This is a genomic window from Haloarcula salinisoli, from assembly GCF_019599405.1.
In the GTDB taxonomy this organism is placed as follows: Archaea; Halobacteriota; Halobacteria; order Halobacteriales; family Haloarculaceae; genus Haloarcula; species Haloarcula salinisoli.
Genome location: NZ_RKLQ01000004.1, coordinates 37683 through 54086 on the forward strand (window position 1 = coordinate 37683; position 16404 = coordinate 54086).

The window sequence follows — 16404 nt, forward strand, 5'->3', positions numbered from 1 at the left end:
TTACTGGTCTCCCACGGTCGATGTCTTCTGACTGGGCTGATTGAGTGCCGCGGATGCGTCCAATGTGTCATCAATACCTGACGTGTCTTCTTGGACTGGTTGAAGCGAATCGATGTCTTCACCCATTCCAGCACTAACCGCTGGTTCGCTCGGTGCTACACCACCCTCTTGCTGGGCGATGTACGCCCATGGATCGAGGTCGTTATCGAGGACGTGGTGTTCGAATTCCCCGGTGTGAACCTCGATACGGCGACGGCCGTGTTCCGTGGAGGAGAGAAGACAGCCAGAAAATCCCGAGGCTTGGCCTCGAGGCGCGTCTGACTGTAGGTAGTTCACCTCTTCCGGAGAGAGGTCGAAGTACTCTCGCGTCTCCTCGGCCACTGACTGCGTGTAGAACAGCATCTTGATGTCGCAGTTATCGTAGACCTCGTGGGCCTCTGGTGTCCGGAGGAACTCGTGAGCCGTCTGGCTCATGAGCGTCAGACCGGCGTCGTAGTGCCGGGCGTGTCTGATGAAGAGGTTGATGAGATCACGCGTCGACTCCCGGCCCAGCAGATAGTGCGCCTCGTCGAAGGTGACGTCGAACCGGCTGGGTGAGCGTTTGGCCTCGAGATACGCCCAATTCAACATCGCGTGAAGAATGAGGGGCATCTCCCCGGTGTCAGCGAAGGAGCTCATATCCATCACGACGAGGCGTGAGTTGAGGTCCAGGTTCGTCTGCCCGTTCAAATTCTGGTTGATGCCTCCGGGCTTGAACGACTCGAATTTCGGCTCAAGCGCTTCGGCAAAGCTACGGTGTGCTTCCGATGGCTCGAATATCGCGTCAGGAACAGCGAATGGCGGTGTCTCTGCCAGCTGTCCATCGGATTCTAGGATATTGAGTTCCTGTAACTGGAGGAGCTCCTCCATTGGGACAATCTCTTTCTCGAACGCTTTCGCGAAGCCGCCCACCGAGATGATTTTCACCCCACGGATGAGGTCACCGATAGTCGGTGACTCATTCTCATAGGTGTCGTACTGTCCCATCACGATCCCTTTCGAGAGGTACGCGTAGTGCGCTGCCTGGGTCAGCATCCCTTCTTCGGCCGGTGGAAGTCCGCCACTGGCTTCGAAGAGGGTGTGTAGCATCTCGACGATGGCCCGGACGGTCAGTGCATAGGTATCTTCAGTCTCGCCAATGTCTCTGTTCGGTGGTTCAAGATCCATCGGGTTGACTTTCTGATTCCCACCGAAGCGGATCACTTCTCCACCGAGCTTTTCGGCGAAATACGGGTAGTCGTCTCCAGCAGGGTCGAAGAGGACGAACTGAACATCTGGCTCACGGAGCATTCGGCGATACACCTCGCTCTTCCTGCAGTAGGACTTCCCCGACCCCGTCTTCCCGGTGATTGCGGCTGCAAAGCCGGAATGAGCGTAGCGGTCGATCACGACCGGACGGGATGTATCGTCGAATCCCAGCAGTATCCCATCTTCGTCGTAGATTGGCGGTTCGACGAGATTGAATAACGTCCCGAGTGCTTCCAATTGGACCGTGTGGGTGTTGTCGATAGTATCGGTCGCAAAGGGCGCGACTGAGCCGTTGGCTTCGAACTGCTGTCGTCGCAGGACGACCGTTTCAACATCCTGTTCGGCAAGAATGGTCTCGACCTGCGAGCGCGTCTCTGTCAGCTCCTCTTGGGACTCTCCAAGCAGTTCGATATAGACCGCAATCTGGAACATCTTCGTCTTGCCGCGGACGACGTCTTGGAGGATGCGAAGCAGGTCGTCCCGTTCGGCTTCGTCTTCCTGCAAATCGGTACGCCCCTTCTTCGCCTTCCGCATCAACGATGTCTGCGTATGGGTATATCGAGCCTGAAGCTTGTTGCGAGCCTTCTTTTGGTCCGTAGGCTCGATGTGTAGCGATAGCCTGAGATTGGCGTCAGCCACCGTGAGGGGCACGAGCCAGCCGAGGCCAACTTTCGATGGGAAGGCTGTGACGGTTAACGTAGTGGAGATGGTGCCGTTTCGAACCTGATATTCCGGCGTTCGCTCCATCGTTTTGGGCGCGATCAGCTTCTTATCCAGATTTTCGCGCTCCGCGAGCGATTCAACGGGAGAGACGAGCGGGACTTCATCAGCTTGGAGTTGATACGCCGCCCACTCGATGTTCTCGCGATTTGGCTCCCGGTTTATCAGTTGTAGATACTCTATCGCGACTTCGGTCTCGTTCCCGGTCAGATCGTCGATAGGGATGCTTTCTTCGTCGTCGTCGGATTCCTTTCCGAATAGGACATGTAATGGGTTCATTCATCCTCTCCTGCTTGCTTTTCACCTGGCTGTTCTGCTGGCGACACCTCTTCGCTAGAATCTCTCAGAGCCTTCTCAGACGCTTCTTCACTGTCGGCTGTTCCTGACTCCGTTTCAGTACGCTGCTCCTCGCTGTCCGGGTCTGTGGTGTCTGGCACTGCTGCTGAGATGCCAGCAGTGGTAAACTGGCCGCCATCAGCTGCAACATCAGACACGACTGGACCGTCGTCATCGGCGTCGGATTCTACATCGATGCCTCCGTCTCGACCATCGTCACCATCAGTATGAATCGGCAGATTGAGTCGACGCTGTGAACGAATCGCTACGGCCACAGCGAAGACCAGTGCAAAGACACCAGCTGCATACACCTGAATCGTGAACGTAGTCTGTGCCGGTGCGGACAGGTCCCATTGGAAGGGATACGCCCTGACGAACAACACCGTAGCGTAGGCTGTGACAGAGAGGCCTGCTGTTCCAACCAGCTGGGCTCTCCTCCCGGTCGGTAGCAGTATGACGAGACTCAGAAGGAAGGCCGGCAGACTCACCGCTAGTCCAGCGAAGGATGCTGTTCGTGCGGTCCAGTAGATATCAGCGCCTCGCGGTGCCGCTTCCAGACTCCAGACGAATCCGCCGAGACCACCGAGCGCTAACCCCACGCTCAGGATGGCCAGAGAGAGCCCAGCGTACACTGAGGCGGGAATAATCGGCCGCTCACCGTGACCGATGGGGCCAATGTTTCTGGCATACCAGCGCAGTATGCGGTCTTTCGAGACCCGATCAGCCAAATCTGGGTGGGCAAAGCCTCCGTCGGGGATGGGGGCTAAATGAGTCGTATCGGATTCTGGTTCAGGTTCTGGGTCTGTATCAGAAACCCGGCTGTACTCAGACTCATTCTTGCTGCTTTGCTCAGAATCCGGTGTGTCACTAACGGTGTCCGCGGAGCTAATTGCAGCGGCTTCGGCCACTCCCGAGGGCCGGGTGAAATTGCTCTGTGTGAACCCGAACGCTGGCTTCTCGTTGTTGTAGACCTCGTAGAGTATCTCCAGCACCGCCGGCCTGGTATCGATGAGAGTTGTTTCGACCTGTACCTGAGGCAGTTTCGAGGCAACGTGCGAGGCACGTGCTTTCACTTCCTCGATGTACGCGTCCTCATCTTTCTCTTCGGGTTCGCTCTCGCCCTGTACTTTAGACAGAAGCGAGTTTAGGGGACTCTCTTCGGATCGATCTTCGCCCTTGGGGACAGCCACTGCGACAAAGAACTCTCTATCTCGAATATCTGCGACGTCGATGACTTCTCTGACCCACTCTGCGTGATACTTCCGACCGTAATCTAACAGCGGGGACTCGTCAGGAGCGACATCTGAATCATCTTCGTTGTTCGATCCGATGACTAATTGGTTCTCGACAGCAACTCCTTCGAGATACGGCTCAGGATTGTATGCCGTAGACATCGTCAGGATTTGTGTCGGAAACGACAAGCTCCGGAGATAGCTGAGGAACGAGCGGTAGATACTCTCTCGACGGTCGGTCGAAAGGACCAACCAGTCGGTTGGCTCGACCCGTACTATCATCGCATAGCTCGTTGGCGTCTCGATGATGCCACCATCTCGAATCGTGGTGAAGTCCATCAAATCGAGCGTTGATCCCGATCCGTCGACGGAGCTCATCGAGTCTCCTTTGATTCAACAGCTGACGGGCTGTCGAAGTCACTGGCATTACTTTTCTCCTGGGACGCCCGCCCGGCTTCTTGGGCGGGGTATGCGTCGTGGGTGAGCCATTGGTCTGAGGTGTCACCATGGCCGAGGCTTCCCTGCTCGGGGGTCGGCGCTTGCCAAATGAACTCTTCAGGGTCCCGCAAGTCACGGAGAATTGCCTTCATGAAATTCAATGGGCGTTGCCCTGCTGGCGTCCGCCTGTAGACGAAGACCCCAGTACATACTCCGACCAAGAGGAGGGGAAGGGTGATCTGTAGCGGCAACCCGAGTGTGTACAGTATCACACACGGCAGCATCGGTGGGCCGATTGATTCCGCCAACTTTCGGACTTCGTAGCCACCGATCTTTGATTTCAGTAGATTCGAGGCCATCGGGATATCTTGGCTCACGGCGAATCCTCTGTACAATCCGTGTGGTCTCTGCCCGACGGGAGGCCGAGTTGTTGCTCGGTCGCGACGAGCTGCTGTTCGGCTTTTAACATTAGGCCACGCCACGTCAGGCCCAGGTCTTCTCGAACGGTGACGAGCCACTCATACTCATCTGCATCGGAAATCTCGATTCGGGTCCTGTGGCTGGCAGGTGTCTCGGATGGCATCAGAATTGCCCCTCATCGAACTCGAGAGGATACTCGTCATATCCGTAGTATGGGTCGACTGAGTCGAACTGACCGTCGTGAGTTTCCTCACCCTCTACCCATGGCTCGGAAATTGGCTCGTCCTCAAACGCCTGGCTGTGGGTCTCTAAAGACTCAAACGTTTCATGTTCGCCATCCCTGGATTCATTGCTCTGCTCGTCACTGTTGCTTAGGGATTCGTGTGGCTGGAAGGACCTTGGACCAGCATCGCGATTTTCGTCGACCGATGAAACATCACTGGACGACCTGGTTGTATCGTGTGGACCACCTTCCTTGTCGACATCCGCCACGTCGTTAGCAGAGAATCCCTGCTCAGTATTGGAGCATTCTGCTGTCCGGTCGAGGGTACTCACCGGGCCGGTGGGGGACGATTGGTTGGTATGGGCCCGTAGAATCGCTTGGACGAGGTCGGTGCTTGCTGCATCTTTCGCGCCTGCGAGGAGTACGCCGCGCCACAACAGACCGTGGCGTTCACGGAGGTCGCGGATTCGTTCGTATTCTTCTGCAGAGTGCCAGTCAATTTGTACTTCGGGCATTGGCAGGTGTCCTTACTATTGAGCGGACTAGCCTCGCTTACACGCTCACAAACCGCCTGGAGGGCGGGCATCGCATTGTCGTGTGATTAGGTGGATTTTAGCGGGCTTTTCCGTTGCATGGTCTCTGTCGGTAAATGATATAGTAGTAACAGGATTGCAAGGATTGTAACATTACAACCGTTGGAATCTGTGAGTCTACTTGCTGTAGGTCGCCCTCTCTGCGCGTACTCAGTTGACAGCGGGTTCCGCCGCTGGCAGCTCCTCCATCCCTCCAATGACATTCGAATCAACAGACCTGCTCGGGCATCTCATTGCCGTAGTTTCCAGTATCGGGTGGTTCCCCGCGTTTGGAGCAACGGCCGACGTATCGACATCTGCTATCCTTTCTCAGCTCCTCCATCTCGGACCTGAGTGGGTAGCTGTGAGCCAGCAGCCGCTGAGAATGTTGCTCACATACCCACTCGGTGGCAGTTTCGACACCGTCGTGACTTTCTTCAGTGGCCACAGCGGAATTGTTGACGAGATCGCCGGCGCCGCTGAGATGCCCGCCTGGTTCGGAACATCGATGCAGACACTCGGACTGATTCTACTCATTGTCGGAGCGATGGCGTGGGCCGTCAGTCCAAGTGTTCGAACGCGAGAACGGGGCTTCTATCTCGTATCCTCCGGATTCGTCCTCGCGATTGTCGGTTACGGATTCGAAACATTTCAGGAGTTGATTCAATATGTCTTCACCGGGTGAGGAGGGGAAATCGCCCTTCGCTCGTATCTTGTCCTGCTCGAGGACTTGGTCGCACTCGGTGGCCGCCTTTCGACAGAGGCTCATCCTCGCTGTCCTGCTTCCAGCTATCGTTTTCAGTTCAGTCACGATGCCCGTCAGCGCGACTTCGCTTGACCCTATCTACGAAGTCCCGACACCCAGTCCCGGTGTAGAAACGTTCCACGACGAGACTTTTCGGATTCTGGCGAATAACGACGAAGACGTCTCACCATCGTATTTTGACTCAGATCCAGGTAGTGATGAGACATATCTTGGGTATCCCAGTGCGCTTGGTGATGAAGTAATGCCGTCCGCAGATGCACTCTACGCGACGACGACTGGCGATGTTTACCGGACGCATCTCTCTGATTCTGTGCCTATCCCATATCAGGATGAGTGGATCACGTTTACCGAATGGAAACGCTCGGGTGGAACACCAGCCAGATTTTACCCAGTTAGCTCTGATTCGACGGTCCCAACAGACGCCTCTGGGCAGTGGCAAGTCGTCACTCGAAACCGGAACCTAGAGCCCCGGACGGTCTACAACGCGCAAGTCTACAGGAATCCTCTCACCGACGAGCTTGAGATACTGAACTCCGATGATGCACTGGTCTATACCGCTCGCAGTGCGACCATTCAGGAGCGGTATCTGCACATTCGGGACCAGTATTTGCAATACAGCGCTGATTCCTCCAGAGCAGTCGTCCCGATGTTTGGTGGGGAAGAGGTATATCCCACAGCAAGCGGTGGGTCCGTTCCGCTCCCACACGGGCCCGGTAGCTCTGAAACAATATCGGATGCCTGGATTGGGATTTCCGATGTTCGGGAGAGCGCGTGGTATCGTGACTCCTACGTCACTGATAACGCCGACCTCGGTGCGTACATTTTGTACGACTATCGGGCCAATGCCCCCGATGACTTCACGAGAAGGTCCAGCTGTACCCGTACTCACACCGTCACCCGAACAGTCACAGTTGGGAACGAAACAAAGACTGTCACGGATACGCATACGCACAGGTATCCCCGGACTCGATGGGCTGAGTTCGACCTCGTGGATTCGAGTGCGACCGTCACTTCCGTCTCCTTAGACGGGCCCGCCTACGATGTTGACTCCGCACTCGTCGAACATGAGCAAGGCATCTGGATGGCGACCGATGGAGAAAGAGACCGCTCTGCTGAGTTTGCCCCCGGTGAATACACGCTCACCGCGACTCTAGAAGTTGAGTCCGAGGTCGAAGCCCGGTGGGGTGTACGGAGTAGCCGATGTAGTGAGTATGAACGCTCTCAGAGCTATACCCGGACGCTTACTCGAAGTCACTCCGTCCCGGTGACTATCGTCGACACAGACGCGTCGGGTCTTGAGATAGATGTCACCGTCCTCGACGGCGTCGAATCGGACCGGACAATCGTACAATGGGATGGGGACCAGGACCTCACTGGCGCTCCGTGGAGCTCGATCGAACTCGAAATTGGCGACGCCACTTTCAGTGTTGATTCACCGTGGCGATTCTACGGGGTCTCACAGACCACGCACGTTGAGGAACGGGGCGGTAGTGATAGCGAGACATATCCCGTTACTCACACCCAGGGTGACGCCTGGCCTGCGCTCGTCCATTCGGTGACGAGCGTCGGTAACGTGTCCGTCTCCGCGGCCTATGGGCCAGATGGTGAGTACGGTGGCTTATGGATTGAAGAGGAGACCGTGATTGACGAGGAAATTCCGGGAACAGAGCTACCCGCGGGTGTCGTCGACGAAGCCAACGGTTCACCGACGTATCTGTTCGAGAGGCTCGAAGGGGAATTCAGGCCACGAGATGCAAGAGTCGACGAAGCGCTGAATGTTCGGGCCTCGACGGTCTTCGATACCCAGGTTCCGGATGCGAATATCGACGCCCATATCGTGACGTCTGAACTTTCAGAACTGGTCGTTGCCGATACCGTGCCGGGAGACGATACCAGCGACGGGCGTGTTCTCCTCCGGTTAACTGATACCGATGGAAATCCAGTACCGAACCGCGAGATTTCACTTAGCGGTGCCGTCGACGAGACCGTTACGACGAATGGAGACGGTGAAGCGTGGACGACGCTCGATGGGCCATATCTTCGCGCTTCGTATTCTGGCGATGATCTGGCTGGTAGTGATGGGCGATACTACGAGGGCGATTTCACGACCTATATGGCGCCTTATTCGTACGATGGCTGGGGAGCAACAGGGACGGTTGAACGGTATCTTGAGGCGGCTATCGGCAGCGTGCTCATGTTCGTCGAATGGATTGCGCTCGGACTCCTGGCCTTCTGGTGGCGAAAATATATCAGCAGGAGAGAGGCCCCCCAATGACGAGCGAATCCGGTTGCTGTGATTTGACTAGTGTCGTGAGGCAACTCCATGTCTAGCGTCGACGGCCTCGTGGCACCTGCTGAAGCGCTTGCGACGATTGCTAATGTGCTTGGGTACTACGGGACGCTTATCGCGCTCATCGTCGGTCTCGTCGGATGGGTGAGTGCGACCCGAGATCCCGAGAGACAAGTTCGCTTCCGTGGGATGGCTATTGCTGGTGCTCTGGGGCACTTGGTTATCATCGGCGTTGAAGCGCTCTATGCGACAATCCGCTTCATCATGGGGACTGAGTTCCTGCCCGATGGCTGGCCGTATGGGGCATCTCTCTCTGCATCGGGAGAGAATGATCTGATACTCCTTTCAGAAGCGCTCAGTGGGTTGCTGTATCACCTGGGCCTGGCGATATTCATCATTGGCATCACTGCGTGGGCCTTCGGACATATCGGGCGCGAAGGATCGCTCAGGAGCAACACTGGGGTGACTCTTGGGCTGGTGATGATTGCTACCTCGATTGGCGGGAATCTGTTCAGTGTATTTGCCTATATCCTGCTGTGAACCGCCTCGGAGGTTGAGCCCCGAGGAACTCATCTTATTTTTCTCTGTAGAATTAGTGAGCGGTCTTCTGATGAAAACACGAGACATACCTATGTCTGGAATATGCGAACCATCGAGATCATTTCAGTCAGACCGTGCGAGATCCAGAGGGTGTAGTCAGCAAGGTGAGTGACTTCGATACTGACGGTCTGAAACTCCCTTTAGATAGAATATTGCGTTGTATAGTCGATGCTACCCCAGATAAATTACCCGTCGGGTCGCCCTACACAGACCTATATTGATAGAAAACGATAGGGAGTCATGGATTCGAACTCGCACGGAACCATTGCTCTCGGACTTGGGCTTGGAAACGCTCTCGGGGCCGGTATCGGGGTGGCTATCGGCGCTATCACTGGCGAGATGCCCTTCTGGTTGGGTCTCGGTATTGGGCTCGGAACAAGTATGGGAACCGCGATGGGTGTCGTATTTTCCCGGGGAGGAAACGCTGGTGAAACGGATGAGACAGAGAGTCTAAAATCCGTCTAATCGGCTATACTGGTACTATTCGGCGGTTTTAGAAGCTTATTGCCGACTAACGCTCTGTATTGGGCACACGGATATTAACCGGCACTATGCAATTTAAAACGGCACTGTTGCTTGCATGCAAGTCGATATTAGTAAGAGACAGCGTATTAACCATTAAAAGCTATAAGAGAACCGTGATACTGATATGACTCCAGATTTTCCGAAATCGGGCGATAAAAGCGTCAGTATGGTCGGTATCGTCAGTTTCCTCTTTCTGACGTTCGCTTGGTCGTGGGGATTCTGGGGGTCGAAAATCCTTCTCGAAATGGGTGTTGTCGAGGGGGTCCCGGTCCTTCCGAACCTGGGCGCATTCGGTCCGACCGTCGCCGCCGTTCTCCTCATTGCGTACGCAAACGGATTCGACGGAGTACGGCGGCTCGCTTCCCGAGCAATCCAGTTCGACTACCCTCGGAGGTGGCTGCTTGTGGCCCTGCTGCTCCCACCGGCGATAGTCGGCGGTGCGCTCGCGGTCGCGGTTGCCACCGGCACGACTCCGACGTTTCCCTGGGCAGGCCAACCGATAGTTCTCGCCATCGCCTTCGTCTGGATCCTTCTGCTGGGTGGGCCGGTTCAAGAAGAGTTTGGCTGGCGTGGCTACCTCCTCGACCCGCTCCAAGAGCGGCTCACCCCACTCGGTGGTGGTCTCGCTGTCGGACTCATCTGGGCAATCTGGCATCTCCCACTGTTCTACATCCAGAGCGCGACTATCTACTACCAGAATCCGTTCCTCGGGTTCGCCGTCTCCATCACCTTACTCTCAGTGCTCATGACGTGGGTGTACAACAGCACGAACGGGAGTCTTCTCCCGGTACTCCTCATGCACACCTCGTGGAATTGGGCACAGGGAATGTTCCCCATTCTTGAGTCGGATCCAGCGAGCCTCGCGATGGTCGGATTCCTCGCCGCCGCGACCATCCTCGTAGTGGTATATACGGGACCGAAACGATTAGGACGATTGGGAAATGTCTCCCGGCCTGAGTGATTTCCTTCTCCGCTCGGACTCGAATGCATTCGGGCTCTTAATCAGTTGTTGGTAAGGTATCCACAGTTAGCTTCGGTCTCTTAGTTCGCGCCCTTAGTAGGTTCTGCAGGTTGCATCAGAAAGAAAGCGAATCTGTCGCGCTGAAATCACGCCCTACATTCACGCTAGTGTCGAGAGTTGCCTACGACTGAGGATTCGAAAAGGGCCACTATCCCACAGTATTTGTCTCTATTCGTTGTCTTCCTCTAATTCCGAGAGTCCAATCGGCAGATGAGGACTTTGCAGCTCTTCACTCTGTGGGAACTTCATCGAGTCGAGAATTTCGTTGAGCGCTTCGTCGTATGACCGATTGACGAGCGGGTTCCGGTGCTTGAAAGCCGTCATTCTCGCGTACGTGTCCGGCTTCAGTGGAATATTCTGATAGCGTGGAGTCTTCTTCTGTTCAGCGTTGGAGTCTGCTTTTCGAGTATTTGCTGACATCTATCGCTCCGGGTAACACATCGCGCTTAGGAGGGTGCGAGTGTATGGCAACTACCTTGGCACAATGATGTATTAAACATTTCCACACAAAATCAACACTATCAGTGGGGTAAGGGTGCCATTTTGTAATATTACAATAGTTGCAACTTACTTTTGTTTATCATATCGACTCTCCTAAAGAAGGACGGGAAAATGAACATCCTCCGAACATCCCGACCGGTCAAGAGCATCTCCACGGCGCTTATCGCACTGCTAGTACTCGTCCCCCTGATGGTGGCCCCAGTGGCCGCACAGGAGGTTGGTGGTGACCCGGATGACGTCACTGGCGATGCAGGCACAGATAACTTCGAAGGAATCCTGAACAACATGTACGATGTCGTGATGACTGGCCTCCGCTATGTGGGTCTCATCGCGCTCGCTGCCGGTGGTGTCCTCTACTTCACTGCCCGCAAGAACAGTGACAGAGCTGAGAACGGCATGAAAATCGGTATCGGTGGAGCTGCACTCACGCTGTTCTACTTCGGCATGAACACCGTCATCGGCCTCCTCGAATACATCGCTGGAGGGGCGTAATCGTCCCCAGCCGAGAGCTGGGACTCAGCCATCATCCAGAGTGCAGTACCGAGTATAATCACAACGAAGCCCACTCACGAGGTCCGGACACCGAGGCCTTGCACTTCTGTGGGCATTATCGAGCAGTCTCAGCACTCACACTGTGACTGACATACTACAGTAATGATTGAAACCGAAATCCACCGACAGAACACCATCTGGTGCAAGAATTCGAGCGTTACACAGCCCAGTGAAAGCTGGTTCACACTCAACAGAATAGGGTGGGTGCTGTGACGCCTTCGCCAGACGACGATGAGAGCGCCGGCGGCGATCCGAATAGTGGGTACAACGGCATATTCAGCGGCAAGGGCATTGACGTCCGCCGCGCGAAGAAGCTTGACTCTCATGTATCGGATGGTCAGGACAGCTCAAACGCTGGATCCGTGTCTCCTGGGCGTTTCACTGAGGCACATAGAAGCGAGGAACGGAATCTACCAGCGCCAGCTGATGAGGAAGATGGTGACGACTCTGTTGACCTCTCTGAGGAGGAGAGGGAGAGTGAGGAGACAGTCGAGCCGTATGATCCAGCAACGGATGACATCGGCCCTGGAAAAGCCCTCGGGGACCCAATCGAAGCACGCCCGTATATCCATATCTCCCCTGCCCGTGAGCAAGTGACGCCCGGGAACGTGGTGAGTGGGCTCTTTGGATTGTACCGGGCTGGTGTCACCAATACCTCTCGTTTCAATCTCCTCTCCACCTTCGGACTGAAGAACTACGATAAGACGTTCGAGTTCATCATCCACAAACCCCGGGCGACGAAGCGTTTCGACTTCTATCTTTCTGCGACACCGTACGATGCGACCTCGTTCAAGAATCTCGCCGCAAACGTGCGGGCGATGTACCCAGAAAGCTTCGAGTTCGAGATTGTCCCGTTCAACCAAGTCGCGGCGTTCGCTTCGAACGACGGTAATGCCCAGGTCGGCGGTCGACGAATCGCTGCCCTAGACGACATCGAAGATCTCGAACGACTCGATGGATTCGCTGACCCTTCGGTTTTCGAGCATCACGAAATCGGTGGGGGCAACGAGCCAACACCTGACGAGGCAGAGCAGTCACTGCACTTGGACGGCGTCCCGTTGCGACCGCGAAAGGTGCCACCAGAGAAACGCCCCGCTATCGTACAGTGGGAGGGCGTCCCCCGAAAGGGACTCGACTGGATGACGCTCATTCAACCGTTCAGCGATATCGACATGGACGTCAATGACCAGTACCGCTCTCCTCTGAGTGTCTTGCTGGAGCAGGCAGTTCACACTGACGACCCGTTCGTGTTTCAGGCCGTCTTCTCTCCACGAAAGGACTGGACCGACGAGGCCGAAGAACACAAACGCGACCTCAAGATGGGCAACTATGGGGCACTCTCTGCAGCGACGAACGAGATGTCTCGCCAGCTCTTTGGAAGCAGTGACCAGGAACGCCAGAATCTCCACCGAGGAGAAATCCCTGAGCAAGTCGGTGGGACGCTCAACGATGGCGATTCCAAGAAAACGACGGGCTCTCGGATGGCACAGATCGACCACAAGCAACCGACCACGACGTTCGACCTGACGCTTCGGGCAGCCTCTGACCCAGATACCGTCCAGAGTATCTCGAACGCGTTCACCAGCCTATCAGGCCCATATTACGGGATTGAGGGCAAGATACTCGATCAGAGTGACAAGCCCTTCTCGCAACTGTGCCACGCACGGCAGAACAGAGAGAGCGCGCTGAGCGGGCTCTTGAGCAATCGGTCCCCTATCATTGTTGTTTCTCCTGATGAGTTAGCGAACTTCGTGGTCGCTCCCAGTACGGATGCGTTGCCTCGGGCGAGTCGGGGGTCATCTGGCGGCTCGCCGGATGCACGAGCGCCGCTTACAGCGACTGACGAGGATATGCTGTCGAAATACGACACTGGGATGCACATCGGCAGTGCAGAAACGGCTGTCGAAAACCGGCCAGACATCCCGATTCGACTGTCTGCAGAGCAACTCACCCATCACATTCTCCGAGCAGCGACGACGGGTGGCGGCAAGACGACCGCGATGATCAACGATGCCCTCAGCGCCTACGGAGCATTCGATGGGCCGACGTTCATCTTCGACAAGAAAGGTGGCTCAATGAGCGAGGAGTACAAACGGGCCCACTTCCACAAATTCGGCTCGCTGGACAACGTTATTCATCTCCCAGTCCCCGGCCCTGAAGAAGAAGTCCTCGCGTTCCCCTACTTCGATATTCGACCCCAGCTGGCTGCAGGCGTGAGTCGAACCGTCGCAGTCCAAGAGAAAATCGACCGCTACAACGAGCTCCTGGTGTATGTTCTCGGGAGCGAACTGACGCAGCAAGCGTTCGTGGCACAAGAGATTCTCAACAACCTAATCAAAGCTCTCTTCGACCCCGAATACGGCCGCGATGCTTGGCCGATAGAGGACCTTCTGAAGGCTGCGTTCGAAATGCAGGAAGGAGAGATCCCGGAGGTGAGCGACGATACACTGCGTCTCACTCTGTCCCGTCATCTCCATGCCGATGAACAGCGCTTCCAGACGTCTATCGACGCCGTAATGAACCGGATTACGAAGCTCGCTGAGAGGAGTTTCATCTGGCGAATCCTGAATTTCGTGCCCGAGTGGGACGACGAGGCTGGGGCTTACGCTGACCAGTCGCCAATGTTCGACATCCAGGACCTGCTGGACTCACGGAGCGTGGTCCTCATCGACACTGGTGACCTGCGGCCAGCTTCGAGCAACCTCTTCACATTCATGCTGCTGGATTATATCTGGAGCGGGGCACGGCTACGCCACCGAATCGGTGAAACGCCCAGTGTGCGTGACGACTACGTAATCAACCTGATCATCGACGAGGCAGCACCCCTCCTCCAGTCGGAACTGGTCCGGGACGATATGATTCCAGACGGACGAGAGTTCGGACTCGCACTGGAGGTTATCGTCCACTTCGCTGAGCAGGTGAAAGCCGACGCGCTGGACGTCGCGAGCTACAAAGAGATTCTTCGCAATATCAACACCAAACTCATCGGGAAACTGGCTGTCGACGACGAACTTGTCATGACTCTCTTTCACGAAGGGATTGAGTCTGAAGAGCTCGTGGACCGAATCACGTCGCTTCCGCGTGGTGAGTGGGTCGCACAACTACCCGATACAGGCTTCATGACCGATATTCCTGAGCTGGTGACGCTCCTCCCTGTAGACATTCCGGCCGGCCACACCGCTTCGGGTGACCCTGTGACGGAAGAGACAGTCTCGCCGTATGGGATTCTGTATAGCGATGCAGCCGATGAAATGTCACGACGAACTCGTGATGACTACTGTCTGTTGCCGGGCAGCAACACGAAACCATCGGCACAGCAAGTCTCGAACGCGCAGGCAGAACCATCCGGTCCGTCTGTAACGCCAGATGGTCTTCCGCAGTCCCCCGCCACCTCCGGTTCTAGTGGCGACAGCGGCGCGACGAACAATCTCGGCACCTCACTTGGCGGTGGGCGCTCACCTACTGCTAAACATGACGAGAAGGGGTCGGCCTCGAAACCTCGAGAAGACGGAGACGAAGACGATGGGGGCACCCATCCTCGACCGGTACCAACAGACGATCTCGTCGACGACTTGGACGCGACCAAATCGAGCACCACCAGGGCCACCCGTCCACCTGCCGATTCCGCAGGAACCAAACCAGACTCAGAGCCGGTTCCGAATCAGCAGAAGGCCGATTCGGGGGGCAAAGGTGAATCTCCCGATGGTGGTCCCAATGCCGATTCAGAAATAGATACGACCCTGTCAGTTGACGAACGGAGGTTCCTCACCGAGGTCGTTACCACGGTCAACGGTCGACATCCTACGTTCGATATCCTCGATTCGATGGCAGCAATCAAAAATCAGTTCTCTGATATAGATTTAGAGAAGCTGGAGGACCTCGGCTATCTGGAGGTGCACGAAGACCTGAGCCGGATTTACTACACTGTCACTGGTGACGGGCAGATGGCCTGTGGTGCATCCGTCGCTACTGGAGAGAACCAGGGAGATGTGAATGAGAAGACCGTCCACAAGGTACTGGTAGAGGCCTTAGCACGGTCGCTCGCGAACGACCGAACCAACCAGTACTTCATCAGCAAATATTCGCTAATCGACGATGGGTCTGCCAAGCCTGACCTCGCGGCCTATGACGGTGAACGGTTGGCTCTCATTGGTGAGGCTATATCGAACAGTCCACCCTATCTCATCGTCAAACACTTCGACGATTACAACGCGGTTGCGGCCGAGCGCAAAGTCTGGATAGTGCCGAATATCTCGGTCGCCTGGGAGATTGTTCGAGCCCTATCGAATGCAGGTCGAATTGGTGAACTCCCTGCCAAGCGAGAGGGGCTAACCTACGAAGATCTGAACGCTGAAATCTGGGGCGAAAACAGTGACTGGGAGTTCGCCGGCGGACGGGAATTGATCCGTGAACTCGAGTAACCGCGTGGATACATTCGCGCGGAAAGTGCGCGTTCCGCGCACGGCAGATAGAGAGCTCCTACCGCAGGAATACCTCTCTGAAGACACCCGACCACTGTTGACGGAGACAAAAAGTGCGCAAAATGGCTTAGAGCCTAATTGGGCCTCTCTCAACACTCAGATTCCAAAATCGATTGCGTCTGGAAATCGGTTTGCGACAAAATCCGCGCAAAGCGTAAGGGTGGTTGAAAAGTGGGCAGATGCAGAAATACAGGGTCTGATCCGCTCTGATGCCAATATTGGAAATGAGGGGGCGTTAGGGTGGTGCCCGTCGACGAGAGCATACCTAGAGGAGCTATCGAGCGCTCTCCTGTCCCCATTAGCCATTCTCGAATTGATTTATCATAGTGTTGGGTGGGGGCGGAGTCGATACAGCAGTGAAATCGCGTGCAGTCTATCGGTTTTGTCTCGAAGTGTTCCATCCACCCTGAAACCGGTTTGTCACGCCTCGGTGACGGAGG

Annotated in this window: 10 protein-coding genes; 6 read left to right on the forward strand and 4 right to left on the reverse strand. The window is 55.7% G+C overall.

The window, feature by feature from the left end; translation table 11 throughout:
• The 4 genes from EGD98_RS17460 to EGD98_RS17475 form a co-directional block, all read right to left on the reverse strand.
• The gene (locus tag EGD98_RS17460; RefSeq protein WP_220589684.1) at positions 1–2286 is read right to left on the reverse strand and encodes a VirB4 family type IV secretion system protein; all 2286 of its coding nucleotides are present in this window, start codon (positions 2284–2286) and stop codon (positions 1–3) included.
• Positions 2283–3953, reverse strand: a complete 1671-nt coding sequence (locus EGD98_RS17465) for a cell division protein CdpA domain-containing protein (RefSeq protein WP_220589685.1) — start codon at positions 3951–3953, stop codon at positions 2283–2285. The genes EGD98_RS17460 and EGD98_RS17465 overlap by 4 nt, the downstream gene beginning before the upstream one ends.
• Positions 3954–4386: 433 nt before the next feature.
• Positions 4387–4596, reverse strand: coding sequence for a hypothetical protein (locus EGD98_RS17470; protein WP_220589686.1), 210 nt, complete (start codon positions 4594–4596; stop codon positions 4387–4389).
• The gene (locus EGD98_RS17475) at positions 4596–5171 is read right to left on the reverse strand and encodes a hypothetical protein (protein WP_220589687.1); all 576 of its coding nucleotides are present in this window, start codon (positions 5169–5171) and stop codon (positions 4596–4598) included. Before EGD98_RS17475 ends, EGD98_RS17470 begins: the two co-directional genes overlap by 1 nt.
• A gap of 274 nt (positions 5172–5445) precedes the next feature.
• On the opposite strand from EGD98_RS17475, the gene EGD98_RS17480 reads away from it, so the two are divergent.
• The 6 genes from EGD98_RS17480 to EGD98_RS17505 all read left to right on the forward strand — a co-directional run bounded on the left by EGD98_RS17480 (position 5446) and on the right by EGD98_RS17505 (position 15904).
• Positions 5446–5913, forward strand: a complete 468-nt coding sequence (locus EGD98_RS17480) for a hypothetical protein (protein WP_220589688.1) — start codon at positions 5446–5448, stop codon at positions 5911–5913.
• A gap of 58 nt (positions 5914–5971) precedes the next feature.
• Positions 5972–8269 (forward strand): Ig-like domain-containing protein, encoded by a 2298-nt coding sequence (locus tag EGD98_RS17485; RefSeq protein WP_220589689.1) that lies wholly within the window; start codon positions 5972–5974, stop codon positions 8267–8269.
• Positions 8270–8317: 48 nt separating this feature from the next.
• Positions 8318–8824 (forward strand): hypothetical protein, encoded by a 507-nt coding sequence (locus EGD98_RS17490; protein WP_220589690.1) that lies wholly within the window; start codon positions 8318–8320, stop codon positions 8822–8824.
• Between the two features lie 751 nt (positions 8825–9575).
• The gene (locus EGD98_RS17495) at positions 9576–10370 is read left to right on the forward strand and encodes a CPBP family intramembrane glutamic endopeptidase (RefSeq protein ID WP_236039596.1); all 795 of its coding nucleotides are present in this window, start codon (positions 9576–9578) and stop codon (positions 10368–10370) included.
• A gap of 672 nt (positions 10371–11042) precedes the next feature.
• The gene (locus EGD98_RS17500; RefSeq protein ID WP_220589692.1) at positions 11043–11423 is read left to right on the forward strand and encodes a hypothetical protein; all 381 of its coding nucleotides are present in this window, start codon (positions 11043–11045) and stop codon (positions 11421–11423) included.
• 269 nt (positions 11424–11692) lie between these two features.
• Positions 11693–15904, forward strand: coding sequence for an ATP-binding protein (locus tag EGD98_RS17505; protein WP_220589693.1), 4212 nt, complete (start codon positions 11693–11695; stop codon positions 15902–15904).
• The last annotated feature ends 500 nt before the right edge of the window (positions 15905–16404 follow it).

Excerpts from the sequence above, each read along its gene's own strand:
- EGD98_RS17480 (WP_220589688.1), top strand. The coding sequence starts at position 5,446 with ATGACATTCGAATCAACAGACCTGCTCGGGCATCTCATTGCCGTAGTT.
- EGD98_RS17475 (WP_220589687.1), bottom strand. The coding sequence starts at position 5,171 with ATGCCCGAAGTACAAATTGACTGGCACTCTGCAGAAGAATACGAACGA.
- EGD98_RS17500 (WP_220589692.1), top strand. The coding sequence starts at position 11,043 with ATGAACATCCTCCGAACATCCCGACCGGTCAAGAGCATCTCCACGGCG.
- EGD98_RS17460 (WP_220589684.1), bottom strand. The coding sequence starts at position 2,286 with ATGAACCCATTACATGTCCTATTCGGAAAGGAATCCGACGACGACGAA.
- EGD98_RS17490 (WP_220589690.1), top strand. The coding sequence starts at position 8,318 with ATGTCTAGCGTCGACGGCCTCGTGGCACCTGCTGAAGCGCTTGCGACG.
- EGD98_RS17465 (WP_220589685.1), bottom strand. The coding sequence starts at position 3,953 with ATGAGCTCCGTCGACGGATCGGGATCAACGCTCGATTTGATGGACTTC.
- EGD98_RS17470 (WP_220589686.1), bottom strand. The coding sequence starts at position 4,596 with ATGCCATCCGAGACACCTGCCAGCCACAGGACCCGAATCGAGATTTCC.
- EGD98_RS17495 (WP_236039596.1), top strand. The coding sequence starts at position 9,576 with ATGGTCGGTATCGTCAGTTTCCTCTTTCTGACGTTCGCTTGGTCGTGG.